23 protein-coding genes, 2 pseudogenes and 1 riboswitch are annotated in these 24,396 nt (G+C 42.1%); of the genes and pseudogenes, 8 read left to right on the top strand and 17 right to left on the bottom strand.

Translation table 11 applies throughout. From position 1 onward, the window contains the following. The 3 genes from L650_RS0114085 to L650_RS0114075 form a co-directional block, all read right to left on the bottom strand. On the bottom strand, window positions 1-874 hold an 874-nt coding region (locus tag L650_RS0114085), incomplete at its 3' end, for an aconitase family protein (protein WP_029773510.1). A gap of 219 nt (window positions 875-1,093) precedes the next feature. Then, complete coding sequence (locus tag L650_RS0114080; protein ID WP_029773509.1) at window positions 1,094-1,522, bottom strand: hypothetical protein; 429 nt, start codon at window positions 1,520-1,522, stop codon at window positions 1,094-1,096. Window positions 1,523-1,617: 95 nt separating this feature from the next. After that, window positions 1,618-2,001 carry an RNA-binding S4 domain-containing protein gene (locus L650_RS0114075; protein WP_024031994.1) on the bottom strand — a complete coding sequence of 128 codons (384 nt, stop codon included), beginning with the start codon at window positions 1,999-2,001 and terminating at the stop codon, window positions 1,618-1,620. A 269-nt stretch (window positions 2,002-2,270) separates the two neighbouring features. On the opposite strand from L650_RS0114075, the gene L650_RS0114070 reads away from it, so the two are divergent. Both L650_RS0114070 and L650_RS0114065 read left to right on the top strand, forming a co-directional pair. Continuing rightward, window positions 2,271-2,573, top strand: a complete 303-nt coding sequence (locus tag L650_RS0114070) for a hypothetical protein (RefSeq protein ID WP_029773508.1) — start codon at window positions 2,271-2,273, stop codon at window positions 2,571-2,573. Between the two features lie 81 nt (window positions 2,574-2,654). Next, a complete protein-coding gene (locus tag L650_RS0114065; protein ID WP_029773507.1) occupies window positions 2,655-3,320 on the top strand; it encodes a hypothetical protein in 666 nt (221 codons plus the stop codon). Between the two features lie 9 nt (window positions 3,321-3,329). On the opposite strand, the gene L650_RS0114060 is transcribed toward L650_RS0114065, so the two are convergent. From L650_RS0114060 to glnA, 5 genes and pseudogenes are all read right to left on the bottom strand, one after another. After that, window positions 3,330-3,788 carry a cyclic nucleotide-binding domain-containing protein gene (locus tag L650_RS0114060; RefSeq protein WP_004589450.1) on the bottom strand — a complete coding sequence of 153 codons (459 nt, stop codon included), beginning with the start codon at window positions 3,786-3,788 and terminating at the stop codon, window positions 3,330-3,332. A 28-nt stretch (window positions 3,789-3,816) separates the two neighbouring features. Then, window positions 3,817-5,200, bottom strand: a pseudogene (gene glnG / locus L650_RS0114055) (nitrogen regulation protein NR(I)). A gap of 15 nt (window positions 5,201-5,215) precedes the next feature. Further along, window positions 5,216-6,286, bottom strand: coding sequence for a nitrogen regulation protein NR(II) (gene glnL, locus L650_RS0114050; protein ID WP_004589452.1), 1,071 nt, complete (start codon window positions 6,284-6,286; stop codon window positions 5,216-5,218). 89 nt (window positions 6,287-6,375) lie between these two features. Then, on the bottom strand, window positions 6,376-6,888 hold the full coding sequence (locus L650_RS0114045; RefSeq protein ID WP_024031997.1) for a DUF4124 domain-containing protein: 513 nt from the start codon (window positions 6,886-6,888) through the stop codon (window positions 6,376-6,378). Window positions 6,889-7,020: 132 nt separating this feature from the next. Next, a complete protein-coding gene (gene glnA / locus L650_RS0114040) occupies window positions 7,021-8,427 on the bottom strand; it encodes a glutamate--ammonia ligase (RefSeq protein WP_024031998.1) in 1,407 nt (468 codons plus the stop codon). Between the two features lie 507 nt (window positions 8,428-8,934). On the opposite strand from glnA, the gene typA reads away from it, so the two are divergent. After that, window positions 8,935-10,758: a translational GTPase TypA gene (typA, locus tag L650_RS0114035; RefSeq protein WP_004589455.1), complete on the top strand. Its 1,824-nt coding sequence runs from the start codon at window positions 8,935-8,937 to the stop codon at window positions 10,756-10,758. A 540-nt stretch (window positions 10,759-11,298) separates the two neighbouring features. Here typA and L650_RS0114030 read toward each other — a convergent pair. The 3 genes from L650_RS0114030 to L650_RS0114020 all read right to left on the bottom strand — a co-directional run bounded on the left by L650_RS0114030 (window position 11,299) and on the right by L650_RS0114020 (window position 13,975). Then, window positions 11,299-12,033 carry a CBM9 family sugar-binding protein gene (locus tag L650_RS0114030; protein WP_029773506.1) on the bottom strand — a complete coding sequence of 245 codons (735 nt, stop codon included), beginning with the start codon at window positions 12,031-12,033 and terminating at the stop codon, window positions 11,299-11,301. A gap of 63 nt (window positions 12,034-12,096) precedes the next feature. Beyond that, the gene (locus tag L650_RS0114025; protein WP_029773505.1) at window positions 12,097-13,188 is read right to left on the bottom strand and encodes an MBL fold metallo-hydrolase; all 1,092 of its coding nucleotides are present in this window, start codon (window positions 13,186-13,188) and stop codon (window positions 12,097-12,099) included. Between the two features lie 130 nt (window positions 13,189-13,318). Beyond that, on the bottom strand, window positions 13,319-13,975 hold the full coding sequence (locus L650_RS0114020) for a DUF2959 domain-containing protein (protein ID WP_004588426.1): 657 nt from the start codon (window positions 13,973-13,975) through the stop codon (window positions 13,319-13,321). Window positions 13,976-14,060: 85 nt separating this feature from the next. Between L650_RS0114020 and L650_RS0114015 the strand changes: the two genes are divergently transcribed. After that, window positions 14,061-14,963: a virulence factor BrkB family protein gene (locus L650_RS0114015; RefSeq protein ID WP_029773504.1), complete on the top strand. Its 903-nt coding sequence runs from the start codon at window positions 14,061-14,063 to the stop codon at window positions 14,961-14,963. Further along, window positions 14,964-15,401 (top strand): D-aminoacyl-tRNA deacylase, encoded by a 438-nt coding sequence (dtd, locus tag L650_RS0114010; protein WP_029773503.1) that lies wholly within the window; start codon window positions 14,964-14,966, stop codon window positions 15,399-15,401. Here dtd and L650_RS0114005 read toward each other — a convergent pair. After that, entirely contained in the window at window positions 15,398-16,099 is a 702-nt protein-coding gene (locus tag L650_RS0114005; protein ID WP_029773502.1) for a spermidine synthase, read from the bottom strand. The two genes, dtd and L650_RS0114005, sit on opposite strands and share 4 nt — an antisense overlap. Before the next feature lie 432 nt (window positions 16,100-16,531). Here L650_RS0114005 and L650_RS0114000 point away from each other — a divergent pair, with 432 nt between their 5' ends. Then, on the top strand, window positions 16,532-17,425 hold the full coding sequence (locus tag L650_RS0114000; RefSeq protein WP_024032005.1) for a bifunctional GNAT family N-acetyltransferase/hotdog fold thioesterase: 894 nt from the start codon (window positions 16,532-16,534) through the stop codon (window positions 17,423-17,425). Window positions 17,426-17,497: 72 nt separating this feature from the next. On the opposite strand, the gene L650_RS0113995 is transcribed toward L650_RS0114000, so the two are convergent. From L650_RS0113995 to dapA, 5 genes and pseudogenes are all read right to left on the bottom strand, one after another. After that, window positions 17,498-18,532: a phospholipase A gene (locus tag L650_RS0113995; RefSeq protein WP_004588421.1), complete on the bottom strand. Its 1,035-nt coding sequence runs from the start codon at window positions 18,530-18,532 to the stop codon at window positions 17,498-17,500. Window positions 18,533-18,741: 209 nt separating this feature from the next. After that, a pseudogene (locus L650_RS0113990) lies at window positions 18,742-19,850 on the bottom strand (succinylglutamate desuccinylase/aspartoacylase family protein). Window positions 19,851-19,855: 5 nt separating this feature from the next. Beyond that, entirely contained in the window at window positions 19,856-21,061 is a 1,206-nt protein-coding gene (locus L650_RS0113985) for a PLP-dependent decarboxylase (protein WP_024032008.1), read from the bottom strand. Beyond that, complete coding sequence (locus tag L650_RS0113980) at window positions 21,061-21,801, bottom strand: 2,3,4,5-tetrahydropyridine-2,6-dicarboxylate N-succinyltransferase (RefSeq protein ID WP_029773501.1); 741 nt, start codon at window positions 21,799-21,801, stop codon at window positions 21,061-21,063. Before L650_RS0113980 ends, L650_RS0113985 begins: the two co-directional genes overlap by 1 nt. 15 nt (window positions 21,802-21,816) lie before the next feature. Beyond that, a complete protein-coding gene (gene dapA, locus L650_RS0113975) occupies window positions 21,817-22,701 on the bottom strand; it encodes a 4-hydroxy-tetrahydrodipicolinate synthase (protein ID WP_029773500.1) in 885 nt (294 codons plus the stop codon). A gap of 128 nt (window positions 22,702-22,829) precedes the next feature. Then, a riboswitch (Lysine riboswitch) is annotated at window positions 22,830-23,026 on the bottom strand. Window positions 23,027-23,220: 194 nt separating this feature from the next. Between dapA and L650_RS0113970 the strand changes: the two genes are divergently transcribed. After that, complete coding sequence (locus tag L650_RS0113970; protein WP_029773499.1) at window positions 23,221-23,925, top strand: DNA-3-methyladenine glycosylase I; 705 nt, start codon at window positions 23,221-23,223, stop codon at window positions 23,923-23,925. A gap of 2 nt (window positions 23,926-23,927) precedes the next feature. Next, on the top strand, window positions 23,928-24,396 hold a 469-nt coding region (locus L650_RS0113965; protein ID WP_029773498.1), incomplete at its 3' end, for a protein adenylyltransferase SelO family protein.

The raw sequence follows: 24,396 nt of genomic DNA, 5'->3' as shown, positions 1-24,396 counted from the left end.
CTAGCGGTAAATCAGCTAGGCCGTCACCATAAAACTCAACAAATTTACCCACTACGCCGTGGTTACGTAGCATTTCGGTAACGGTGAGCACTAAATCGGTAGCTGTGGTGCCCTCGGGTAAGCGGCCATTTAATTTAAAGCCCACTACCTGAGGAATAAGCAAGCTAATTGGTTGCCCAAGCATGGCTGCTTCGGCTTCAATACCACCTACGCCCCAGCCTAGCACACCTAAACCATTAATCATGGTAGTGTGCGAATCAGTCCCTACAAGGGTGTCTGGGTAGGCTATTGATTTTCCGTTTTCACTGTCGTTAAAAACAACACGCGCTAAAAACTCTAAGTTTACTTGGTGCACAATACCTGTAGCTGGTGGCACTACTTTTAAATTATCAAAAGCAGTTTGCCCCCAGCGTAAAAATTCGTAGCGTTCTTTATTTCGTTCGTATTCTAGCTTGGCATTTAAATCAAACGCACCGTCGTCACCGTAGCCATCTACTTGTACTGAGTGGTCAATTACAAGTTCAGCAGGAGAAAGCGGGTTTATTTTTGCAGGATCGCCACCTAGCTTTTCCATTGCATCACGCATGGCAGCTAAATCAACAATGGCGGGAACACCTGTAAAGTCTTGCATTACCACACGTGCCGGCGTAAAGGCCACCTCAGCTGAGGGCTTTGCTTTAGGGTCCCAGTCAAGAAGGGCTTGAATGTCTTGTTCTTTAATATTTACGCCATCTTCATTGCGTAATAGGTTTTCTAGTAATACTTTGAGAGAAAAGGGCAATCGCTTTGCTTTGTCGCCTAATCCTTTAAGTGAGTGAATATGGTATTGCTCGCCATTAATCGTTAATTGTTGTTGGGTGTCGAAACTATTCATTTTTTGCCCCTTTGATAGTTAGGATTATGTCCTTGATAAAATAACGTGTTTATTTGCCAATAGTTTGCAAAGTGCATACCAGAGATAATAAATATGACAAATCAGGCTAAAAAGCAGGTAGCGCAATGCATGTTTTTTAGACAGTACTAAGTATAGAAGTGCTACCTAAAATTGTTTTTTCAAGTAGCAAAATAATGAGTTTACAAAAGGGGGGGGAAGTTAGTTCAACCAACCTTGTTGTTTGCTTTTTATACTTAAATATAAAAGCAAAAACGCAATAACAATCACTAAAATAGGCATAAACACCGCGCTTATCCCCAGCATTTTAATGCTATTTATCACAATGAAATTATAAAATTGCTGAATAAATATCGCTACCAACGATAACGCAAAGGTAGGCGTTGCAAGTGCATTTTTGGCCAATAGTAGTATGCAGCCAAGGGTGCCACCAAATACCGCTACAGCAAACGCAATGGTAGACCATAAAGGCACGTTTGAATATGCAGCTTGTTGATCTAGCGGAAGTTTACTTATCATCTCGGGGGTCATCATAAGGTGCATTATAAATGCAAACACACCTAATAAATTCCAGATAAGTGCTGCCCACAGGGCGGGTTTAAACCAATTGGGTGTAGCTGAGGTTGTCATATTATTACCTTGTTTTTATTGTATTTTACGAGGTAATTAAAGAGCAAAAAGGCTAACTGTTCAAGCCAGCCTATACATATAATAAAAATGNATGGCTAGCCAAATGAGATAGGGCGGCGCCCTGTATTTTCATCAACCTTTGGCTTTTTAGTGCGCTTTCTTTTATTTTTTGCCGGCTTTTGAGCTGTTTCATTAGGTGTTTTTTCTGGCTGCGGCTGGGTTGTTGCCACTGGGCGCTCTACAGGAGTCGCATCTTCACTTAAAGTGAGTTGAAAAAGCTCGCCATCAAATTCAAGTACATCGCCACTGTATAATTTTTTCCGTTTTATTGTACATATTTCATGGTTAACCCCAACATAGCCTTGCGCTATTAGGTTTTTAGCTTGGCCGCCACCTTCTACTAAATCGAGTACTTTTAGTAATTTACAAAGCTCTATAGGTTCTTCTTCAAGTTCAATTTCAATGTATTCTTCTGACATGGTTATCTCTGTTGGTGGCGCATAAGCAGCAAGTATAAAGGCTTGCACTGTTTTTTGCACCTAGCAAGCTCGCCCGAGTGGGATAAAAAAGAGTGATAAATATAAAACTTTTTTCAACTTTAAAAAAACTGCAGCATTTGATGCGTATGCTCTAGCAAAAATTTGGTGTGCTATTTGCTATTGCTTTGGCAAATAAAAAATCGTACCTAAAACATGGTAATTATTTCACCGTTTTAATTGTTTAGGTCTGCATATAATTGGAGCAGTAAATGGGCATAAGATTAGCAATGAAAAAAGAGCTAATGGGCTTAGATAATTCAGATATGCTGACAGCAGATGATGTAAGAGCTCACTTAGCTAACTCGGTAAAAACACACAAAGAGCAAGATGAACGCGGCTTTTCGGTTATTTCTAAGTTTAACGATACGCACAGTCGGCTAATTAGTGGCGATCCACTTAAAAAATCAAAACTGGAATTTGAACGTCATCGCTTATTTAATGAAGTTTTATATACGCGCCAAAGTGTAGATGCCTGGTTAGACTGCCAAACAAATTATACCAACGTACAATAATACTTAATTAAGCACATGAGTATTAAGTTGCTATAGATAGTTTCCTCCAATAGACTACAATTGTAATCATTGGAGGTAACTATGAAAAATGGCATTTTAATCTGTATGTGGGCGCTATTATTAACTGCGTGCCAACAACCTACCGTTTATGTTTTTAGTGAAAACTTGCAAGATGAGCAGCGCAAGCAGCTCGATGCTGCGCTAAAAGCACAAAATCTTCCTTATGAATACGTAGCGCTAGAAATCCCATCTACCTTTGGTGAGGCTACATTACTCTTATCAAGCGATAAAATTTACCCAAAAGAAACTGAGCAGTTAGCTACTATTATGCAGGGGCTAGGTTACGAGCCACAAGTTAACTATACAACGCGTTCAAATCATTTTTATGGTGATGGCAATATAGGCTTTTATTTAAAGAGCACTGATGGAGAAGACGCTTTTACTATGCCGTCTCGGCTAAGAACAACCCATTGCAGCGAAGACAAGTACAATGATTTACTCGTCACATTTACAGATAAATATGCTGACTTTACCTTACCCAGTGGCGCTGTTGTAAGGTTAGGTTGGGAGTTTTTATATGGTTATGTTGTTATTTATTATAAAACCTACTCGCAAACATATAGCCACTCACAGCCGCTTGTAGCAACGCCCTTTGGCGCCAAGCCATCCGATACGTATACATTTACGGCGCATGTTAATAACCCCAGCTGGCTTGATTGCTCACTACAAATTGTTTATATGAACTGAGGGATAGAGTTAACCGTGGGTTTCTATGTGCTCACTCAGCTTTGCAATACGCAGGCTCATACCTTCTATGATTCTATCTTTAATTTTTTCGCGTATTACATTAGGCAAGCGAGTAAGTGCCTCTGGGGTAATGGCAAGTACTATGGTGTCGGTTTTAGCGCGAGCGCTCGTACTGCGTTCGCGGTTATTAATAAATGCGCCTTCACCGATAAACTCACCGGGCTCTATAGTGCCAAGCTCCAGCAAGTGGTTATGTTTAAAAACAAGTAACGCACCACTTAATACAATGTATAAGCGTTTGTCGTTATCGTATTGTTTAAATAAAAACTGATGCTGGTTAACTAAATACAATAACCCAAACGACTCTAGTAGCACTTGGCGTTCAGCAAGGGTGAAGTCTTTAAAAAAGTGCAATCTATTCACTATTTCCATTTGTTTAAACAATGGAATGTGTTCTATTAATTTCATCCTAGGGCCAACGAGTAACGGTTAGAAACTAGCTAATATTGCGCTCTTTTAATTTGCGGGTCAACGTGTTGCGCCCCCAGCCAATTTTTATNTGCATCTTGTTTATGGCCAGAGCAATTAGCCAGTGCTGTTTTTATAAGGCGAGTTTCAAGCTGAGCTTGAATATCAGGCCAAATGTTTTCTTTACCTTGCTTAAGCTCTTGATTGAGCCATTGCTGAAACGCATCAAGCCAATCACCTTCTTGTTGAACAGGCGCTGCATCAATGATCTCTGGTGGTAGGTCTTGCTCACTTACTAATTCACCAGGGGCCATAACGGTTAACCAGCGACAGGTATTTTCAAGTTGGCGCACATTACCAGGCCAGCTAAATAGCCTAAGCTGCTCTGTGGCTTTTGGGCTTAGCACTTTACTTTCTACTTGTAGGTCTTTTGCGCTTTTGTGTAAAAAGTGCTGCGCTAGGCGCTCAATGTCTTCAGTTCTTTCTCTAAGAGCCGGTAAACGAAGGCGCACAACGTTTAAACGATGAAATAAATCGTCCCTAAATTTACCCTGTTTTACTAAATCTTCTAAATTTTGATGCGTTGCAGCAATAATGCGTACATCAACTTTAATACTTTGGTGCCCGCCCACACGGTAAAATTCACCATCGGCGAGTACACGTAATAAACGTGTTTGCACATCCAGTGGCATATCGCCAATTTCATCTAAAAACAGTGTGCCGCCATTGGCTTGTTCAAAGCGGCCTTTACGAACGCTATCGGCACCAGTAAATGCGCCTTTTTCGTGGCCAAATAGCTCAGACTCCACAAGCTCTTTTGGAATAGCAGCCATGTTTAATGCAATAAACTGGTTTTCTTTACGTGGGCTGTGGTTATGCAAAGCGCTGGCAACAAGCTCTTTACCTGTGCCAGACTCACCATTAATTAGTACGCTCATACTTGAAGCCGACAGTTTACCTATCGCTCTAAACACTTCCTGCATCGCAGGGGCTTCGCCAATAATGTGCGCGCTTTTAGGTGGAACTTGTTTACGCTTAGTTTTTTTAGTTGAGTTTGCTCTACAGGCACTTTCGATTAATGCCACGGCTTCGTTTAAATCAAATGGCTTGGCTAAGTACTCAAACGCGCCTTTTTGAAATGCGTTAACCGCTGAGTCTAAATCTGAGTGGGCGGTCATTATAATAACCGGCAGCCCAGGGTTTTGCTCAGCTATGAGTTCAAGCAATGCCATGCCGTCCATGCCTGGCATCCGTACGTCAGATACCAACACGGTTGGCTGGCTAAATTTTAGCGCGCTTAACACGTCTTGCGCATTTGCAAAGCTTTCTGCTTCAAACCCTGCGCGTGTCAGCGCTTTTTCTAATACAAAGCGAATTGATGCGTCATCATCTACAAGCCAAACTGTTTTCATGCCAACTCCAAAACATTAATCTGCAAAAGGCAGATAGATATTAAATTCAGTATGGCCAGGCCAGCTATCGCAGTCTATATAACCGTCGTGCTGATCTATGAGCGTTTGTGCGATTGAAAGCCCTAGCCCTGAGCCACCTTCTTTGTTGGTGATCATCGGGTAAAACAATGTTTCGCGAACGCTAGGGTCTATGCCTGGTCCATTATCAGAAACCTGGATCAACAAGGCTTTTTTAGGGGCTTTTCCGGGGCGGCGATACTGATGATTAATGCGGGTTTTTATTTTTATTTCACCGCCATCAACTAACGCCTGTTGAGCATTGCGTACAATATTAAGTACAACTTGCTGAACCTTGCCTTGGTCAATAAACACATCAGGGATACTTGGGTCGTAATCTTTAACTAGACTAATATTTTTACAATTATCTAATGTGCTTAATTTAACAACCGACTCAAGTGTTTGGTGAATATTGCCATACGACTTTTGCGGAAGCTGATTTGGCCCAAGTAGCCTATCAACTAATTCGCGTAATCGGTCGGCTTGCTCAATTATAAGCTCAGCGCATTCGTCCCTTTCTTGTTGATCTACCTCATACTGCAATAACTGCGCCGCTCCGCGTATTCCCCCTAAAGGATTTTTAATTTCGTGAGCAAGCCCTCTAATTAAATTTCGTGCAGCTTGATATTGATGCATTTGGTTAGAGGCTTTGTCGTGTTTTATTTCTTCATCGGTTTTACGACACTCAAGTAAAATATAGCGTTCGTTTTTAAACTTAACTTGGCGCGATGTAATGGCTATTTTTGCATGGCGAGAATCTATAAAGACCACGTCAGCTCTGTGCTGGCTGCAATCTACACCATCCACAAGTGAGTACTGGGCTATGCGCTCTAAATCCACAGAATGGTAATTAAATAAGCTGTTAAAGGTTTGCCCAATAATGCGCTTTTTACCCAAGCCGAGTAGTTCGCTGGTGCTGGTGTTGGCATAAACAAGGGTAAAACTTTTATCAAGTAACATGACCGATGTAGTTTGATTTTGCCAAATGGCATTGAGAAGTTCAGGGCTAAAATTTTGTTCGTTTGACATCTTTGCACCACTTTAGTGCGTTAATATTTGCAAGCAAGTTTTAATCAGTAAATACTGCTGCGCTAATTTTGCTTCATGAGACATTGTACTTAGTTTACAGCCTTTCTTTGCATCACAAAGGTACTGGGCTGACTGATAGCAATGGCTTGATTTTGTTTATTATAAAGTTTGAGATACAAAGTATGAGCTCCGTTTTCTACATCCCGTATAGCAAACGTTGATAAATCGCTTGCGGGCCCATAAGCGTTACCGTTTAAAAATAGCTGTATGGTAAAGCCAGCTTCAAAACGCGGTGTTATGCGGCTTGTCACGTACACCGAGCCGGTGTTTTCGCGTACGGTTTGGTTATGTGTAGGCGACGATATCATAATTTGAAAACGGTTAGGGTGCGTTGGTTGTGGTGAACCAGGGGTGTGTTTATCGGTTTCAGACAGGGTAAGATCTTGGCTGCTTAGTTTTATTTCGTGCGCGCCACTACGTGGTGTATCTGAGAACACTAAAACACCATTTTTATCTTTCCAAGCATAAATTTTCTTATTGCCTGCATAACTATAAATGCTTAATCCTAAAGCAAAAAATAGTAATAATATCCTGTAATTCACATTGCTACCCTGCATATTTTGTAATTACATAACTTTAGTGGAGATAACCCTAATTTACCATAAAAAAAAGCCCGCTAAGCGGGCTTGAGAACACACATTTATTATCTTATCGATAATTTTGTCTACGGCGTATTAAACGCTGTAGTACATTTCAAACTCAACTGGGTGAGTTGTCATGTTAAGTTTTTCAACTTCTTGAGATTTAAGTGCAATGTATGCATCGATTAAATCATCAGTGAATACGCCACCTTGCGTTAAGAATTCACGGTCAGCACTAAGTGCTTCTAACGCTTCATCTAGTGAAGATGCAACTTGTGGAATTTCTGCTGCTTCTTCTGCTGGTAGGTCGTATAAATCCTTATCCATAGCATCGCCAGGGTGGATCTTGTTTTTGATACCGTCAAGGCCAGCCATAAGCATTGCAGAGAAAGCAAGGTATGGGTTAGCAGTTGGATCTGGGAAGCGTACTTCGATACGACGACCTTTTTCAGATGGTACAACTGGAATACGGATTGATGCAGAACGGTTACGTGCAGAGTATGCAAGCATTACCGGTGCTTCAAAACCTGGTACTAAACGTTTGTAAGAGTTAGTTGAGGCATTTGCAAACGCATTGATTGCTTTAGCGTGCTTAATAATACCGCCAATGTAGTAAAGTGCATCTTCAGAAAGACCACCGTACTTATCACCAGCAAAAAGGTTAACACCGTCTTTTGCTAAAGATTGGTGACAGTGCATACCAGAGCCGTTATCGCCTACAACAGGCTTAGGCATAAATGTGGCCGTTTTTCCGTAAAGGTGAGCCATGTTATGAATAACATATTTCATCTCTTGGATTTCATCCGCCTTTAATACCATTGTATTAAAGCGAGTTGCGATTTCGTTTTGACCCGCTGTTGCAACTTCGTGGTGATGCGCTTCTACTACTTGGCCTAGTTCTTCAAGTACTAAACAAGTAGCTGAACGCCAATCTTGTGAAGAGTCAACTGGTGAACATGGGAAGTAACCACCTTTAACACCTGGGCGATGACCTGTGTTACCACCTTCGTAGTCTTTATCAGAGTTCCATGCTGCTTCAACAGCATCAATTTTGTACATAGAACCTGACATATCTGACTTGTATTTAACATCATCAAATAGGAAGAATTCTGGCTCAGGGCCAAATAAAACTGTATCTGCGATACCGGTAGATTTCATGTACTCTTCAGCGCGTTTAGCAACTGAACGAGGGTCACGCTCGTAACCTTGTAGTGTAGATGGCTCTACAACATCACAACGTACGATTAGCGTAGCTTCTTCTGTGAATGGGTCTAATTTTACTGAATCAGCTACTGGCATAAGTACCATGTCTGATTCGTTAATGCCTTTCCAACCTGCAATTGAAGAGCCGTCGAACATTTTGCCGTCTTCAAAAAAATCTTCATCTACTTGGTGATGAGGAATAGAAACATGTTGTTCTTTACCTCTAGTATCAGTAAAGCGTAAATCAATGAACTTAACGTCATTTTCTTTAATAAAATCTAAAACCGATTGTGACATGTGTCCTCCAACTGTTGGGTTTTATTATTGCTGCATTAAATGCTTTGGTTTTTTAGTAAGCCGATTTTATGCCATTATTTTAACTTGCTGTTTATTAAGTTAAAAATTATGGTTGCACAAAAGTGGTCACGGGCTTTGCACTTTTGTGGTGCGTAAAATATCCACATTGGTGCAAAAATTTCACGCTCGATTCTGCACGTATTTTAATCACCTAAATCAGCTTAACTTAAATAGTAAATAGTGCCAAAGCAATCAACAAATTAGCTAAAAAACGACAATTTATGTAATTTGTCGAAATTTATTTCATATAATTGTCATATAAAAAACAGATACTTAGTAAAAGTATTAAGAAAGTTTTTAAAATTGTATTGGATAAACTTTCATCCATGTCATTAATGAGGGATAATATGCGCCCTTTTAAATCCTATGCTGGGACATCTGGTGAAAACGCAGATGAGTGCGTAGATCTTGCAGGATCAATGAGAATAAACTTCTCTGAGTAAAAATATGAGCATCGAACAGTTAAGAAATATAGCGATTATCGCGCACGTTGACCACGGTAAAACGACATTGGTTGACAAACTACTTGAGCAATCAGGTACATTAGAAACACGCGGCGGTAACGAAGAGCGTGTGATGGACTCAAACGACATTGAGAAAGAACGTGGTATTACCATTTTGGCTAAAAACACAGCCATTTCTTGGAAAGACTACCATATCAATATCGTAGATACCCCGGGACACGCCGATTTTGGTGGTGAAGTTGAACGCGTACTTTCGATGGCTGACTCAGTATTATTACTTGTTGATGCTCAAGAAGGTCCAATGCCGCAAACGCGTTTCGTAACGCAAAAAGCATTCGCGCAAGGCTTAAAGCCAATTGTTGTTATCAACAAAATCGACAAGCCAGGTGCACGTCCTGATTGGGTTATGGATCAAATCTTTGATTTATTCGACAACCTTGGTGCAACTGACGAACAGCTAGACTTTAAAGTAATCTACGCTTCAGCAATCAACGGTTGGGCTACACTAGATTTAGACGAGCCGTCTGACAACATGGAACCTATGTTCCAAATGATCGTTGATGAAGTATCACCACCGGATGCAGATCCTGAAGGTGACTTCCAAATGCAGATTTCTCAGCTTGATTACAACTCTTATAAAGGTGTAATCGGTATCGGCCGTATCAAACGTGGTTCTGTTGTGCCTAACCAGCAAGTAACGATTGTTAGTGCTGATGGCTCTACACGTAACGGCAAAATTGGTTCAGTACAAAGCTACCTAGGTCTTGAGCGTATCGAAACAGATAAAGCTTACGCTGGTAACATTGTAACGGTAACAGGTCTTGGCGAGCTTAAGATTTCAGATACTGTTTGTTGCCCTAACAACGTTGAAGCATTACCACCACTAAGTGTTGATGAGCCAACAGTAACAATGACGTTCTCTGTAAATAACTCTCCTTTCTGTGGTAAAGAAGGTAAGTTTGTAACATCACGTAATATTCGTGAGCGTTTAGACAAAGAATTAGTACATAACGTTGCACTTCGTGTTGCAGATACTGACAACCCAGATAGCTTCCGCGTATCGGGCCGTGGTGAATTACACCTTGGTATCTTAATCGAAAACATGCGTCGTGAAGGTTATGAGCTAGCTGTATCTCGTCCAGAAGTAATCTTACGCACTGTTGATGGCGTATTAGAAGAACCGTATGAAACACTAACAATTGACTGTGAAGAAGAGCATCAAGGTTCTATCATGGAGCAAATTGGTCTTCGTAAAGGTGAACTTACTGATATGGCACCAGATGGTAAGGGCCGTATGCGTTTAGACTTTATGATCCCAAGCCGTGGCTTAATCGGTTTCCAAACTGAGTTCATGACGTTAACTTCAGGTTCTGGTTTACTTTACCATACATTCGATCACTACGGTCCGCACAAAGGTGGCGAGCTAGGTGTTCGTAAGAACGGCGTAATGATTGCAAATGCTACAGGTAAAGCACTTACTAACGCATTATTTAACTTACAAGAGCGTGGTAAATTATTCATCGGTCACGGTGTTGAAGTTTACGAAGGTATGGTTATCGGTATTCATAGCCGTGATAATGACCTTACAGTTAACGCACTTAAAGGTAAGCAACTTACTAACGTTCGTGCATCTGGTACAGATGAAGCACAAACATTGACGCCACCATTGAACTACACACTTGAGCAAGCGCTTGAGTTCATCGATGATGACGAGTTAGTAGAAGTAACACCTGAGAACATTCGTATTCGTAAGCGTCACTTAACTGAAAGTGAGCGTAAGCGTGCGGGTCGTGCTCCAAAATCATAATCTATTAATTTAGAGTAATGGTTTAAAAGCCGCTGTATTGCAAAATACAGCGGCTTTTTTGTGGGTTAAAACAAGAGTTGTCAGCTATAAGTTATCAGCGGTCAGTATAGAACGGCGCAGCTAAATAGGCTGGTTTAAGCTGAAAGTCAGTAGGCTATATAAACCTGCAACAATGCATAGTGGTAGTGCGTATTGGTAGAGTGTTTTTTCGTTGGGTTTCGCTGCGCTCAACCCAAACTACTTCTCAACTATTTATTAGTAGTTACTTTTTGGCAGTAGCGTGATTTTTTCCAAATATCTCAGTGTTTATAGTTCGTTCTATAGTGAAACTGCCACAATGTATTTATCTCTAAAAGCGCAGCGCCTCTTACTCTCTTTGTGAATAATTTACTTAAAAAATATTTGCACAAAGAGAAGGAAGTGAGAAGTAAAAGAGTCAAAGCTTAATCAATCGATAACGCAAAGCATCTGTCATTGTTGGTAGGGTGCTTTTTCGTTGGGTTTCGCTACGCTCAACCCAACCTACTTCTCAACTATTTATTAGTGGTTACTTTTTGGCAGCAGGGTAATTTTGCCAAAGACATCTGCGTCTATAAAACCACGGTTTCTGTCGCCATTGACTGGCTGTACTTCGTGAGAGCCCATAAAGTGCTCGCGTACTTCGCTGCCATCGTTATCGCAATACGCGAGCATAAAACCAATGACTTGTTTTTCATTAAGCGTAATGGGCGTGTTTACAGCGCCTTCTTGGTAATCGTTAGGGTAGAGCTTTATAGCGACTTCCCAGGTGATGTTATAAGGGGCTTGGGTATTACGCTTCCAGTTACTTGTTAAGTGGTCGGTGTATAAATGGGCTTTTTTATCGGGGCCGTAATCGGCGGCTTGGTTATCAAGGCCAATATGATATGCCAACGCGGTATGGTTAAATTGGTGAATACCACCTGACGCGTCGCTATCGATAAAAACTTCCAGCGCATCGTCATCCCAATATTTTACGGTCGGGTCTGGGTGCGTATCAATAAGTACATCGTCAGTTATATCGGCTTGTAAATACAGGTAGTTTTTATCCCACAGTAGGCGGTAGCGGCCTTTAAAGTCGGCATCTGATGAGGGCAAGGTGCCATCCATTAAATGCGGCATATCATGCCACGTTGCTTTATCCCATGCGCTTTCAGATACGCCATCAATAGTAATAGGGGTCGATGTGTGCGCTACATCAATGGCCATTACTGGGGCGCTTAATAAACAGCTTAAAGCTAATGCGTGTTTTTTCATTAATTTCTCAATGTTAATATGTATTTAGATATTACAATCATCCTAAAACAGTTCAGCAATGAGTTACAGTGAAATACTTTCGCCTTCGTTTAAAATATATAAAGGTGTGGTTGAAGCCATTTTATTGTGCATATAAAGCAACCTTAACAGTGCTGAATGGCTTGTCCGGTCGCCCATTTTCCAGCTTGAGTTACCATAGCCCCACGGTATCATTACTTTACAGTTAAGGTCACTAGCTGCATTTACAGCATCCTCTGGTGTGGTGTGTACATAACGATACCAAGTAGGGCTGTCTTCACTGTAATACGAGGCTATAGGCAGTAGGCATATATCTATATCGCCATACTTTTGCTGAATGTCTTTAAAGTGTTTTGAGTAGCCGGTATCGCCAGCAAAAAACACGGTACTGCCGTTTTGCTCAAGCAACCAGCCATTCCATAGGTCTTTATCGTTATCTTCGTAAATAAAGGGCACCAATACGCGGCTACTAAAGTGGTGCGCTGGTAGGGCATGAATCGTTAAATCATCAAGCTGTGTTTTTGCATACCAGGCCATTTCGCTAATGTTATAGCCACCAGTAGGGAAGTTGTCGGCCATACCTAATGGCGTTAAGTAGCGAGGTTTATTACCAAGCTCCCCTATATCGGCTTTATTAAAGTGATCGTAATGAATATGCGAGTACATCACTGCACTTAAGTTTTTAAGCTCGGTTTGTGTAAGCCAATCGCCGGGTTGCCTGTAAAACCCTGAGGCTAACCTAAAGGCTAAATCAACAGGTGAGTCGAACTGCTCTTTTACAGGATCAAATAGCACGTGTTGTCCGTTAGGTGTGCGGATCATAAACCCAGCGTGCCCTAACCAGCGCACGGTAAAGCCCGTATTTAAATTAATTGGCTTTTGCTCAGCAATAAATTGGCAATCTTCAGCGTCTTGTTTGCATTGTAATTTAGGGCTTGGCGGGTAGCAGCCGGTTTCGCAGGTGGTGGGGTAGGTTTTTTTGCCAGGGTAGAGGTTATAAAAGCGTCCTTTTCGCTCGCCTGTTTGATGCTGCGGGGTAAGCGTGCTTTCCCCTGCAATCACCTCAATGCGATTAGCTGTTTCGCAAGCGCTAAGCAATCCACAAATAAATACAAGGCTGGTGGTTTTTAGTTTCATTGTTGCTATCTATTATTATTTTTATAAAAGTATAACAACATCAAAAGATTAACAAATAGTTCAAAGGTAACAAAACGTAACAACAAAAAAGCCTGCAATATGCAGGCTTTGTTAGGCAGATTTTAATTGATTAGCCAGCGCTATTCATTTGCTCTATAAACTTGTTTGAATCGGCAATTGATTTATTCATGTCGTTCATCAGCACTTGAATATCACGCTTTAAATTAGTGAATTCGCCTTTAATAGCGGCAACCGCTTGTGCGTTTAAGTTATGCTTTAAGTACAGTACGTTATCTTGTAAAGACGATAGTACTGGTTCCATTTTGCTTTCTGCACTGCGCATAGAGCGTAGTAACTGGCTAAATTGGCGTTGTGTAGCCGCTAGCTTTTTACTGCTTTCGCGTTTAAGCGACGCGCTTTTGTATTGCTCAAGCTCATCGCTCCATTCGTCAAATAAAGCTTCTGCTACATCTTCAACTTTATTAATATTGCTCGACACTTCATTAGCGGCTGCTAAGCTCGACTCATAATCGTCATTAAGTTGATTGTAGGCATCTTGTAACTCGCCGCCATCAAAATTAATTAAAGTTGTTAGGCGCTCAAGTGCTGATTGAAATTCTTCTTGCGACTCTTCTTGTGAATCTTTGGTTTCTTCTACGCGGTCAATAAGAATGTCGCGCTTATGTACACCTACTTTTTCCATTGCAGAATAATAGGCCGACTGACAGCCCGATAAAGTAAGCGTAATGGCCAGTACCGAGGCGCTAAGTAATGTTTGTTTTTTCATTTGGATCCCTATTTACCAGTAAGTGCTGTAAATTATGGTGCTGATTGCTATCATAATCAAAATTCGATTAGCACAAGTCAATTGTATGAATGATAAGCTCTCCCTTTATAAACAGCAAGCTATCTCCTTTTTAAGGCAACAGCCAAGCTGGTGGATGCAGTACGTTAACCGCTGTATAGACGATCAAATTACAGTAAATGCAGGCTACCTTGCCTATGTTACTTTGCTTTCTTTAGTGCCTTTGATTGCGGTAGGCGTGGCAATATTTTCGGCCTTCCCGGGGTTTGAATCGACCCGCATAGCCATAGAAAGCTTTTTGTTTACCAACTTTGTACCTACCTCATCTGATGTTATTAAAGAGCATATAAGCTCCTTTGCTGGCAATGCGAACCAAATGACAGCAGTAGGTATTGGCTTTTTAGCGGCGATTGCATTGCTGCTTATACGTAATGTTGATGCCACGCTTAATCGCATTTGGCGTATTAAGAAAAAACGCCCCATGATGATCTCTTTTGCGGTTTATTGGATGGTATTGAGCTTAGGCCCCGTACTGCTAGGCGCAAGTATTGGTGTTACATCGTATATTGTTTCGTTAGTGTCGTTTGCCGATCAGGGCATTCCTGGGTTTAGTGGCTTTTTGTTAAAGCTGGTGCCTTATGGCTTTTCGATGATTGGCTTTTTAATGTTATACACTTTAGTGCCTAACACGCCTGTATCTATTCGGGCTGCGCTACCGGGGGCTCTTTTTGCGGCAGTATTATTTGAGCTGACTAAAAAAGGCTTTGCGCTTTATATTAGCCATTTTCCTTCGTACGAAGTAATTTATGGCGCTGTTGCGACCATTCCTATTTTATTTGTGTGGGTGTATTTGTCGTGGGTGGTGGTGCTATTAGGGGCCGAATTTACCGCCTGTATAAGCCCTAATCATGTACCACAAACACCAGAAATAGACATTGATGAAGAACTAAAAACAGAGGAACGCAGTTAAATGCAGGGCTTAATACAACGTGTAAAAAGTGCCAAAGTAGAAGTTAACGACCAAGTGATAGGTGAAATTGGCCAAGGTATATTATTGTTACTCGGTGTTGAAAAACCAGACGATAAGCAAGCAGCCGACAAACTGCTGCATAAAGTAAGTAATTACCGAATATTTACTGATGAAAACGACAAAATGAACTTAAGCCTAAAAGATATAGGCGGTGAGTTACTCGTGGTGTCGCAATTTACGTTAGCGGCTGATACTAAAAAAGGCATGCGCCCAAGCTTTTCATCTGCAGCCACACCTAGCCAAGCTAACGCGCTTTACGAGTATTTTGTAACTCAAGCTAAAGCGCAAGGTATTAGTGTGGCAACGGGAGAGTTTGGCGCCGATATGCAAGTGAGCTTGTGTAACGATGGGCCTGTTACGTTTAACTTTTCGGTTTAATTACCAGCTTTAGTAACAATAATAATATGATTCACAAAGCCCGCAATTTTATGCGGGCTTACTTTTACGCCAAACACATTAAATAGTAATTGCTGTAACTGAATTAACTGCGACTCATGTTGCGATAAAAAGTTAATAAATAACGTGCCACCTGCGTTTAGCGCATCGTATATTTTTTGATAAAAAGCGCGTTCAAACAAAAATCGTGGTGCATCTATCTGGCTAAATAAATCAAGAATAATCCAGTCATGGCTATGTGCCTTGCTAAGTACATTTTGCGCGTCATCACACTGCACGTCACTTTGGTTTTTAAGAGCGAAAAAATCTGTATAGCAGGCAATTATATCTGCATTTTTTTCAACTGATGTTACGTGTGCCTGCGGGTAAGTGTATTGTAAATAATTACGTATAGCGCCACCGCCAAGACCAAGTTCTAACACATGATTTGGCGGTGCTAAGGTTTGCCACTGCTTAGCTAAATAGGTTAAATGTGGAAATAGTAAGCGCTGTGGATTGTTAAGCTCTATCACCGATTGCAATGTATCGTTAATTAGCAGCCAGCGAAGCTGCCCGAATTGGCGAACCTGTATGTGATCGCCTGCATATTTATGCCAGTAAACTAGTTGCCCAATATCTTGGCTGTGACTAATAAAGTGGCTACTCACTACACCCGTTAAAGGGTTTATAAAATCGCTCATAACATTAAGGGCCTGTTGACCTTTCAGGATTAAAGTTTGTTCAATCTAGGGGGCGATTTAATCGCGGCGCGAGATTTGTAACCTGGTGGGCTAGGTAACTGCTCCTGCATTACTCTACTGGCTTACACCCATGTAGGCAACAAAGAGTAAATTCCCCCTAGGCAGAACCCTTCGCTCAGTGCATGTTCAATCTCTAAAGGCCCAGCATAAACTAGCTGATGCGATGGGTAAAACAGTTATTTTTTCGCTTGCTTACCAAAGTCGTATTGGCAGTGTTTAAAAGATGGAGTATGGTATTTGCCATAATAATTCCAACCAACTTAATCTTTAATTTTCTAATGTAAAAACCAATGTGCAGGTTAAAGAGTTATTCAGTTGGATTACATGCCGTAGCCTTTATTTTTTATTTACGGCAAAACAACAGGAGTATATATGTTTCAAGTAACTACACCGCAGAGCAGCGAAGACTGGCAAGCGTACTATCAATTACGTTGGGAAGTACTACGTGCGCCTTGGAATGAGCCTCGTGGCTCTGAACAAGATGATATGGAACAAGACTCAGAGCATCGCTTTATTAAAAATAACAACGGTGATGTGCTTGGTGTGGCCCGTTTACACTTTAACAACCATGAACAAGCGCAAGTACGTTACATGGCCGTAGCCGAAGGTAACCGTAACCAGCATATTGGTAGCCGTTTATTACACGAGCTTGAAAAAATAGCATGGACGCAAAATGCAGGCGAATTAGTGTTATTTGCTCGCGAGCGTGCGCTTGAGTTTTATAAGCGCCACGGCTACGAGCTAAAAGAAAAAGCCCACTTAGCGTATGGCGATGTTCAACATTTCAAAATGATTAAGCAAAAGCCTAGTGAGCCGGGTTGGTTTCGCCACCCTGATTGGACGCAAGTACTGCAAAATATTTGGCGTGAATCAATCCCAATTAGTGATGCAATGGGTATAAAAGTAGAAAGCTACACAGATTGGCAGTTTACAACGCGTGCTGATTTAGACGCTAACTTAAACCTACACAACACCATGTTTGCAGGCTCTATATACAGCTTAGCAACCTTAACCGGTTGGGGTGCAACGTACTTAGCGCTTAAAGAGGCAGGGCTTGAGGGCAATATTGTATTAGCCGATGCCACTATAAAATACTTAAAACCACTTAATACCGACCCACGCGGTTGTGTTGATGTGCAAACCTGTAAAGGTAAGCTCAGTGAGCTGGAAACAACAGGCAAAGCAAGCTACGTAGTACCTGTTACTATATTTGATGGCAGCGATGTTGTTGCAGAGTTTGAAGGGGTGTTTGCCGTTAAAAAATAACGAGTAACGCTTTAATAAAAAAGCCAAGCACTTTATAAAAGGGCTTGGCTTTTTTTATGGTGTATTAATAAATTATAGTAAATCGGTAAGTAATATACCTACACCAATACGCTCTACATCAGCGTTATAATCAATGAGGCTCTCACCGTAACCGTTAAAGTATTGTGCGTAGCCACGCAAACGACCCCAAAGCGGGAATGACCAATCTAGTTGAAGTGCACCACGGTTATCTGAATTTAAATTGTTACGAGTCATAAAGCTAAACTCGTGATCGTGATAACGATACGCCCCGCCAAATTCAAAGTAACCCATGTATTTGTAAATATCTGGATTGTCGTCGCCATCGGCTTCTAATATATTGTCTTTTTCATCCTCGGCAATGCGATACCAAGGTTTAAAGCTAAATACAAAACCGCTCTTTTCCCATATAAAATCGGCGTAAATTCGGTTCCATGAACGAGAGTTTGGCTGGCTGCGGCCGTTAGATTGGTGCGAAATACCCAGCGCTATGGCCATTTCGTCGCCCCAAAGTACGTTTTCTTGGTCTAGGTAGTTTACCCAAAATATTTCTGGTTCGTAGTTGGTTTCACGAAATGGAGAAGAAATCTCTGAGTTATAAATCTGCCAATACGACTGCAAGGTAAAGCCAAAAAATATGGCTTGGTCGTCATCTGCAAAATCATCATACAGTGGCACTTTAATAGAAAGCTGGTATTTAGCCTCTAGGTTATCAAGGGGTTCGCCATTTTCTTCATCTGTTAGCTCGTCAAAGCCATCAAACGGGCGATCGTTAGGGTGCGAGACATACGATAAAGGTAAAATGTAGTTACGTTTATGCGGCGTAATTACGTTACGATTTTTTTTGCTTACCTCTTCGCGAGCCTTGCGTTTATCAAGTGCGGTAAGTTGTTTGTTTTCTTCAAGGGCGGAGCATTTTGTGCGCAGCTCGTCTAAGGTTTGCTTACCATCGCCACCAATTACTTCATTTAAAATACATTGCTTAACTAGCTCTATGTCGTTGTCTTGTTCATTTTTTTTAACCTCTTGTTGGGCAAAAGAGGGTGTGCTTAGTAAAGCCGTAACTGCAATCCAATAACGCCAGCTCATTGTTTATTCCTTTGAGAGTAAGGTAGATTTATAAATTATAACGTGTTTTTACATTTGTAACGGTGAACTTTCACTGAATTTACACTTATTTGATTACCTTACGTTTACACCGTTATCACAGATCAAAAAAAGCGGCATATAGCCGCTTATAGTGTAAGTTAGTTAACTTACTCTCACGCAATGAGAAGGGGGAGTTATAGCGCGGTGCGTTATAACTCAAATACGTTAGTAAAAAACTTATATAGTTCAGTGCCTTGGTTTACGCTTGCTGAGGCAAAATGCAAAATAGCAATTGCATCGCAATCAAGGCTTAATGTTTGTAGGGGTTGCTCAGTTAAATAGCGCTCCATGCGCAATATATGGGCTATTGGCTCACCTGCCTTTATGTGTGCGCCTAATGGGGCAACATATTCAACCATGCCGCCAATCGGCGCATAATAAGCAAAGTAGTCATCTAAATGGCACGCATAACGAGTCATCTGCTTAGGTTGATACGCTGCATCTACCAATACATTTTTATGGTTCAAATAGCTTAAAATGCTGTTTGCATCATCAAAGGCGGCTGCTAAATCTATTTTTTCTTGGCTGCCTAGCTCTACTGTAAAGGCCTCAACCTGTACATTGAAGTCCCTGCCTTGCGCACTAAGTGCATCACTTAGATGCCACCATGGGCAAAAGCTAGCTTCATCCATTGCGCCATCAAAGTCGCTTGGAATTAGCAGTACGTGTTCAATATTAAAATAACGTGCGCTGTCGCTGGCATACGTTGGACAGTACAGATGCTTACTTGAAATAGGCCCCGTATGTAAGTCGAGCACGATATCGGCTTGATGCGCTAGCTTTTGCAGGTTAAGCGCAATGCGTTTACCGGTATTGAGCAAGTAAGCTGGGCCGTTAAGTTTGGCATCTATTTCATCAAGCAGGGCTTTTTTAAAATTACTTTTTAAAGCTGCATCGTCGTACTGGCTATGCTCGTGTGCAAACTGGGTGACTAAATCACTATTGTAGTGATACATACGGTTCCAGTTAGTGCCAGTAATAGGGTCGAATCGGCCAAGGGTAAATTCCCCTGATTTTTGATTACAACCAATAGGGTTAGCATAAGGTACTAAGGTAATGTCGCCTTTTAAATTGAGCTGTTTTAACTGCTCTAGCAGCTGAAAAATAACCGCGTTACCTTGTACCTCGGCGCCATGCATATTGGCTTNGGCCCGCTGCCATCGCCTTTTAAGCGATACACCGGAATAGTTAGGGGTAAGCCGTTTGCTACTTCCCCTACTACAATGTTTTCTTGGCTAATGGGTGTTGTTATGCTCATGTTTATTACCTTAAGTAGTGACTGGCATCTTCTGCTTGGCGCACACACGTGAGCTCGCCATTTTGTAACACGTATTCTGCCGCTAGTTCATGGCATAAAAAATAGGGCATGCTTTCGGTAAAACCATAGGCGCCACATTGGCTAAACACCAGCCAGTCTTGCTCGTTTAAATCGCTTGGTAGGGTATGCTCGCCTAAGCAATCAAGGGCAGTACATAATGGGCCATATAAGCTCATTGCTTGTTCTGGCGCTGTTGACTCGCGCAGTAACGCCGCAGGAAAATCTTGGCTTGTAACAGCAGGGCGCAATAAGTGGTTAATACCACCGGTTAAAATAACTTGTTGTTGCCCGTAGTTTTGTTTGCACTCAACGACGGGGTTCGCGTAATGACCGCATTCGCCTACAGCGTAACGGCCAAGCTCCATCCAAAGCTCGTCTACACCCGCATCTTTTTTAATTTTTGCCAGCGCGGTGATTAATCCATCCCACTCAAGTGTTGCATCGTTTGATGTGTAAGGAATACCTAAACCGCCGCCTAAATCTAAAATTTTCAGGTTTATATTTAAGTTATTAGCCAAGGTGGTAAGCGGTGCAATCATCTGTGACCACAGCTCGCTTAGCTTTTGTGTACTAAGCATGTTGCCCCACTGAAAAATATGCAGGCCATCAAAATTAAGTGCTGGGTAATCGCCAGTATTGAGCGCTTGCCATTCATCGCAACCAAGCCCAAACGGAGTAAGGCTGTCACCCCCTAATGGGTTTTTTTCACCTTCTGGCCAGCGTAATTGCACACGCAGTAATACTTGCAGCTGCGTATTTTGCAGCTGCGCTTGCTGGTTTAACCAACGTACTTGATTGAGGCTTTCGGCAACAAAAATACGCACGCCGCGCTCAATAAAGTGTTTAATTTGTTTAGGGCTCTTTGCAGGCCCTGTGTTGAGCACGCGCTGTGAACTAATACCTTGTGCAAGGACTTGTTCAAGCTCACCTTTACTTGCTACGTCAAAGTTAAATCCGGCGCTGTCTAGGCATTGAATAACCTTAGAAAGCGGATTGGCTTTTACCGCATACCAAAGCTTTACATCGGTTTGCGCAACTAAACGGGTAAGGTGTGCGTTTAGTTTGTCTAAGTCGTAAACAAAAAAAGGTGTATCAAGTTGCTGAGTAAGTGTATTTACGGCGGCCTTGATAGGCGTGCTCAAAAAGCTCATTATCGTAAAACCTCTTCTAGCAATAACGATGCATCGCTTTGCTCGTCGCGGTATTTAACAATGAGTGCACACGACATGCTTAGGCCTTGCTCACGAGCCCACTCGTTAGACGCTGGGCGAGAGCCTGGTATTACAATAGCGTACTCTGGAATTGGCTCGCCTTTATCTAGCTGGCGCTCGTTAACACAGTCGTAAACCGGAATAGTTGCAGATAAACGCACACCTGGGGCAAGTACCGCGCCTTTTTTAACCACTACGCCTTCAACAATGACACAACCTGCGCCAATAAACGCATCGTCTTCAACCACTACTGGGCTTGCCCCAATTGGCTCAAGTACACCACCAAGTTGAACAGCTGCGCTTAAATGTACATTTTTACCAACTTGTGCACACGAACCCACTAATGCGTGGCTATCAACCATAGTACCTTCGTCGATGTATGCGCCAATATTTACGTACGCTGGTGGCATAATAATAGTGCCTTTAGCTACGTAGGCACCGCGGCGAACACTGGTGCCACCTGGTACCATACGCACGCCATCGTCAGTGCTAAATTCTTGCGGTGCAAGGTTGTGCTTATCAACAAACCCGCCTGCAAACTCGGTGTTAGTGCCATTTTTAAAGGCTTCTAAAATGCCTTGTTTTACTTCTACGTTAGCTTCCCATTGGCCGCTTTCGTTTTGTGATGCTGCGCGTACTGCGCCCGATTCTAAATTATTTAGTAGTTCTAACCAGCTCATTATAAAAACCTGTGTTTAATGCCAAGATAAAATGGTGTCGTTTGCAGTGGTAATGCAATCGGTTTGCGTTAACTCAAGATGCGTTAAAGGTGGACGCAACAGTGGGCTATTTAAACGCCCTTGCTGGTGCATTAGCACTTTAACGGGAATAGGGTTTGCTACAGCAAATAGGCTATTGATAGCGCGAGTCCACTGAGCAAATAAATTGGGGTGTTGACCGCTTAGGCTGCGCTTTACAAATTCGTGTGTTTGCAAAGGCCATGCATTGGCCGCAACCGAAACTAAGCCTTTTGCACCTGCTTGGGCAAAGTAGGGCATAAGTGCATCGTCGCCACTGTATAGCGCTAAATTAGGCGCGGCTTGTCGGTATGCTTCAAATTGGGTGATGTTGCCACTGGCTTCTTTTAAAGCCCACAGTTTTGGGTGCGCTTTTAAGTTTTCAATGGTTTCGATAGGAATGCTTACACCGCTGCGCCCAGGTACGTTGTACAACATACACGGATGCGCGCTTTCGTTTAATAAGCTTTCGTACCAATGTGTTTGACCTACAGCCCCTGGTTTTGCATAAAGAGGCGAGCCTAATAAGTAGCTGTGAATAGGTAATTGGTTACAGTAGCTAACCCATTCTTTTTGTTGGGCCAAGTTACTACCACCAACAGCAACCATAAGCGGTACACTGGGTTTTAATTGGCACACGTGCTCAACAATGCCTTGCTGCTCTTTAAGTGTAAGGGCTAAGCCTTCACCTGTGCTACCGAGCAGTAAAATACCGTTGTGTGCCGCTTCTTGTTCGCTAACAAGTGTTGTGAGCGTGTCGTAGTCAACATTACCTTGTTGATCAAACGGCGTAACAAGCGCTGTCCACAGTGCGTAGTCGTCTAAATTGAAGTTGTGAATCATCTCTTACGAACCTATAAGGTGTTCGAGATGTTAAGGAGGCTGTATGATGTGAGCCGCATTAACGTCGTTCGAACAGTATTCGAAGAGCGAATGGGCTTAAAATAATAGGGCGCACGGCCTTATTATTTAAGACCAGAAGCTCTCCACCAAACTAATAAGCTGCTCTAAAACAGCTATTGGTGACAGTCGCTAGGATTCAACCTAGTCGCCCGAAGTAATTGCTTCGCAAAAGCGTTTACCTCTCGGCGGTATTCCCCTCACATATGCTCACTGGAGTTTGCGCTCCTAACATACGCTACCTGAATAACGCACCTCTTCTAGCCCTTTGTATTTTGTTTAACCGCAAAAGGTTTAACAAAATACAATTTAAATAGGGTAATTGCGACGATTAAAACATTTTAGCCGTCTAGGTGTCAAGTTGCAGGATACAGATTAGTTCATCGAAAATGTGGGTGGTTACGTATTAGCTGCTTTTCTCGTAAACTAACCCTATGAGCAGTGATGAGGTATTTAATAAGTATGGAAAAATTTAGCGATATTTATAAGCGAGCAGTAGAGCGAAAAGGTTCTGAAAAAATGCTTAAGTTATTACTCGCAAAACCCTTATCTAAAAAAGCATTAAGCGCATTAAGTGACGACGATTGGCTTGAAGAGTTTACCCGTAAAGTATTTCAGAGCGGGTTTTACTGGTCGGTAATAAACAGTAAATGGCCAGGTTTTAGAGAGGTTTTTTGGCAGTTTAGTGTTGATAAATTACTTATGATGCCGCCCGATATGCTCGAGCAAAAAGCAACTGATGAGCGCATTATTCGTAATTATAAAAAGGTAAAAACAATTCCTGAAAATGCCTACATGATCCACGAAATAGCACAGCAACATGGCAGTTTTAGCCAGTTTGTAGCTAACTGGCCAGGCGATGACACTATTGGCTTATGGGCATATTTAAAAAAACACGGCGCCCGTTTGGGTGGAAATACTGGCCCGTATGCCTTAAGAGCGCTTGGTAAAGATACTTTTTTACTTTCGCGAGATGTAGAAAGTTACCTAAGAGCGCACAAAATAATCGATGGCGGCCTGCAAACTAAAAAATCGCTCACTGGCGCACAGGCGTTTTTTAACGAAATGCAACAGCAAAGTGGTTTGAGCCTGCAAGAACTTAGCTTAATTGTGGCTTACAGCGTGGGCGACAATCGCGTAGGCATAAGCCAACAAACAGAGGATTAACCATGAAACTAGTGCCAAGATACACAGACATAGCAGATAACTTCGCAATAGAGGACAGTCCATCAAACGTTGCTGCTGCGCAATTACTTTTGTGGAACGAAGCGTTAGCACAGCAGTTTAATATAGATGTTGAACCTGCGCTGCGCGCCAGTACTTTTGCTGGTAACGAGCCACAACCGGTAAATGCTGTAGCGCTTGGCTATTCTGGGCATCAGTTTGGGCACTTTTCGCCGCGCTTGGGTGATGGGCGAGCGCACTTACTGGGTGCTATCAGCGATGATAAAAATCAGCTGTGGGATATTCAGTTAAAAGGCTCAGGCGCCACGCCTTTTTCAAGAGGAGGCGATGGACGATGTGCACTAGGCCCCGCTATTCGCGAGTATATTATGAGCGAAGCTATGCATGGCTTAGGGATTAAAACCACGCGGTGTTTGGCTGTTGTCGGCACAGGCGAAGCTGTTTATCGTAATC

The organism is Pseudoalteromonas sp. TB51 (genome assembly GCF_000498055.1).
Lineage (GTDB): Bacteria > Pseudomonadota > Gammaproteobacteria > Enterobacterales > Alteromonadaceae > Pseudoalteromonas > Pseudoalteromonas atlantica.
This window is presented reverse-complemented; position numbering and strand designations above follow the sequence as displayed.

Excerpts from the sequence above, each read along its gene's own strand:
- L650_RS0114080 (WP_029773509.1), bottom strand. The coding sequence starts at position 1,522 with ATGACAACCTCAGCTACACCCAATTGGTTTAAACCCGCCCTGTGGGCA.
- L650_RS0114075 (WP_024031994.1), bottom strand. The coding sequence starts at position 2,001 with ATGTCAGAAGAATACATTGAAATTGAACTTGAAGAAGAACCTATAGAG.
- L650_RS0114070 (WP_029773508.1), top strand. The coding sequence starts at position 2,271 with ATGGGCATAAGATTAGCAATGAAAAAAGAGCTAATGGGCTTAGATAAT.
- L650_RS0114065 (WP_029773507.1), top strand. The coding sequence starts at position 2,655 with ATGAAAAATGGCATTTTAATCTGTATGTGGGCGCTATTATTAACTGCG.
- L650_RS0114060 (WP_004589450.1), bottom strand. The coding sequence starts at position 3,788 with ATGAAATTAATAGAACACATTCCATTGTTTAAACAAATGGAAATAGTG.
- glnL (WP_004589452.1), bottom strand. The coding sequence starts at position 6,286 with ATGTCAAACGAACAAAATTTTAGCCCTGAACTTCTCAATGCCATTTGG.
- glnA (WP_024031998.1), bottom strand. The coding sequence starts at position 8,427 with ATGTCACAATCGGTTTTAGATTTTATTAAAGAAAATGACGTTAAGTTC.
- typA (WP_004589455.1), top strand. The coding sequence starts at position 8,935 with ATGAGCATCGAACAGTTAAGAAATATAGCGATTATCGCGCACGTTGAC.
- L650_RS0114030 (WP_029773506.1), bottom strand. The coding sequence starts at position 12,033 with ATGAAAAAACACGCATTAGCTTTAAGCTGTTTATTAAGCGCCCCAGTA.
- L650_RS0114025 (WP_029773505.1), bottom strand. The coding sequence starts at position 13,188 with ATGAAACTAAAAACCACCAGCCTTGTATTTATTTGTGGATTGCTTAGC.
- L650_RS0114020 (WP_004588426.1), bottom strand. The coding sequence starts at position 13,975 with ATGAAAAAACAAACATTACTTAGCGCCTCGGTACTGGCCATTACGCTT.
- L650_RS0114015 (WP_029773504.1), top strand. The coding sequence starts at position 14,061 with ATGAATGATAAGCTCTCCCTTTATAAACAGCAAGCTATCTCCTTTTTA.
- dtd (WP_029773503.1), top strand. The coding sequence starts at position 14,964 with ATGCAGGGCTTAATACAACGTGTAAAAAGTGCCAAAGTAGAAGTTAAC.
- L650_RS0114005 (WP_029773502.1), bottom strand. The coding sequence starts at position 16,099 with ATGAGCGATTTTATAAACCCTTTAACGGGTGTAGTGAGTAGCCACTTT.
- L650_RS0114000 (WP_024032005.1), top strand. The coding sequence starts at position 16,532 with ATGTTTCAAGTAACTACACCGCAGAGCAGCGAAGACTGGCAAGCGTAC.
- L650_RS0113995 (WP_004588421.1), bottom strand. The coding sequence starts at position 18,532 with ATGAGCTGGCGTTATTGGATTGCAGTTACGGCTTTACTAAGCACACCC.
- L650_RS0113985 (WP_024032008.1), bottom strand. The coding sequence starts at position 21,061 with ATGAGCTTTTTGAGCACGCCTATCAAGGCCGCCGTAAATACACTTACT.
- L650_RS0113980 (WP_029773501.1), bottom strand. The coding sequence starts at position 21,801 with ATGAGCTGGTTAGAACTACTAAATAATTTAGAATCGGGCGCAGTACGC.
- dapA (WP_029773500.1), bottom strand. The coding sequence starts at position 22,701 with ATGATTCACAACTTCAATTTAGACGACTACGCACTGTGGACAGCGCTT.
- L650_RS0113970 (WP_029773499.1), top strand. The coding sequence starts at position 23,221 with ATGGAAAAATTTAGCGATATTTATAAGCGAGCAGTAGAGCGAAAAGGT.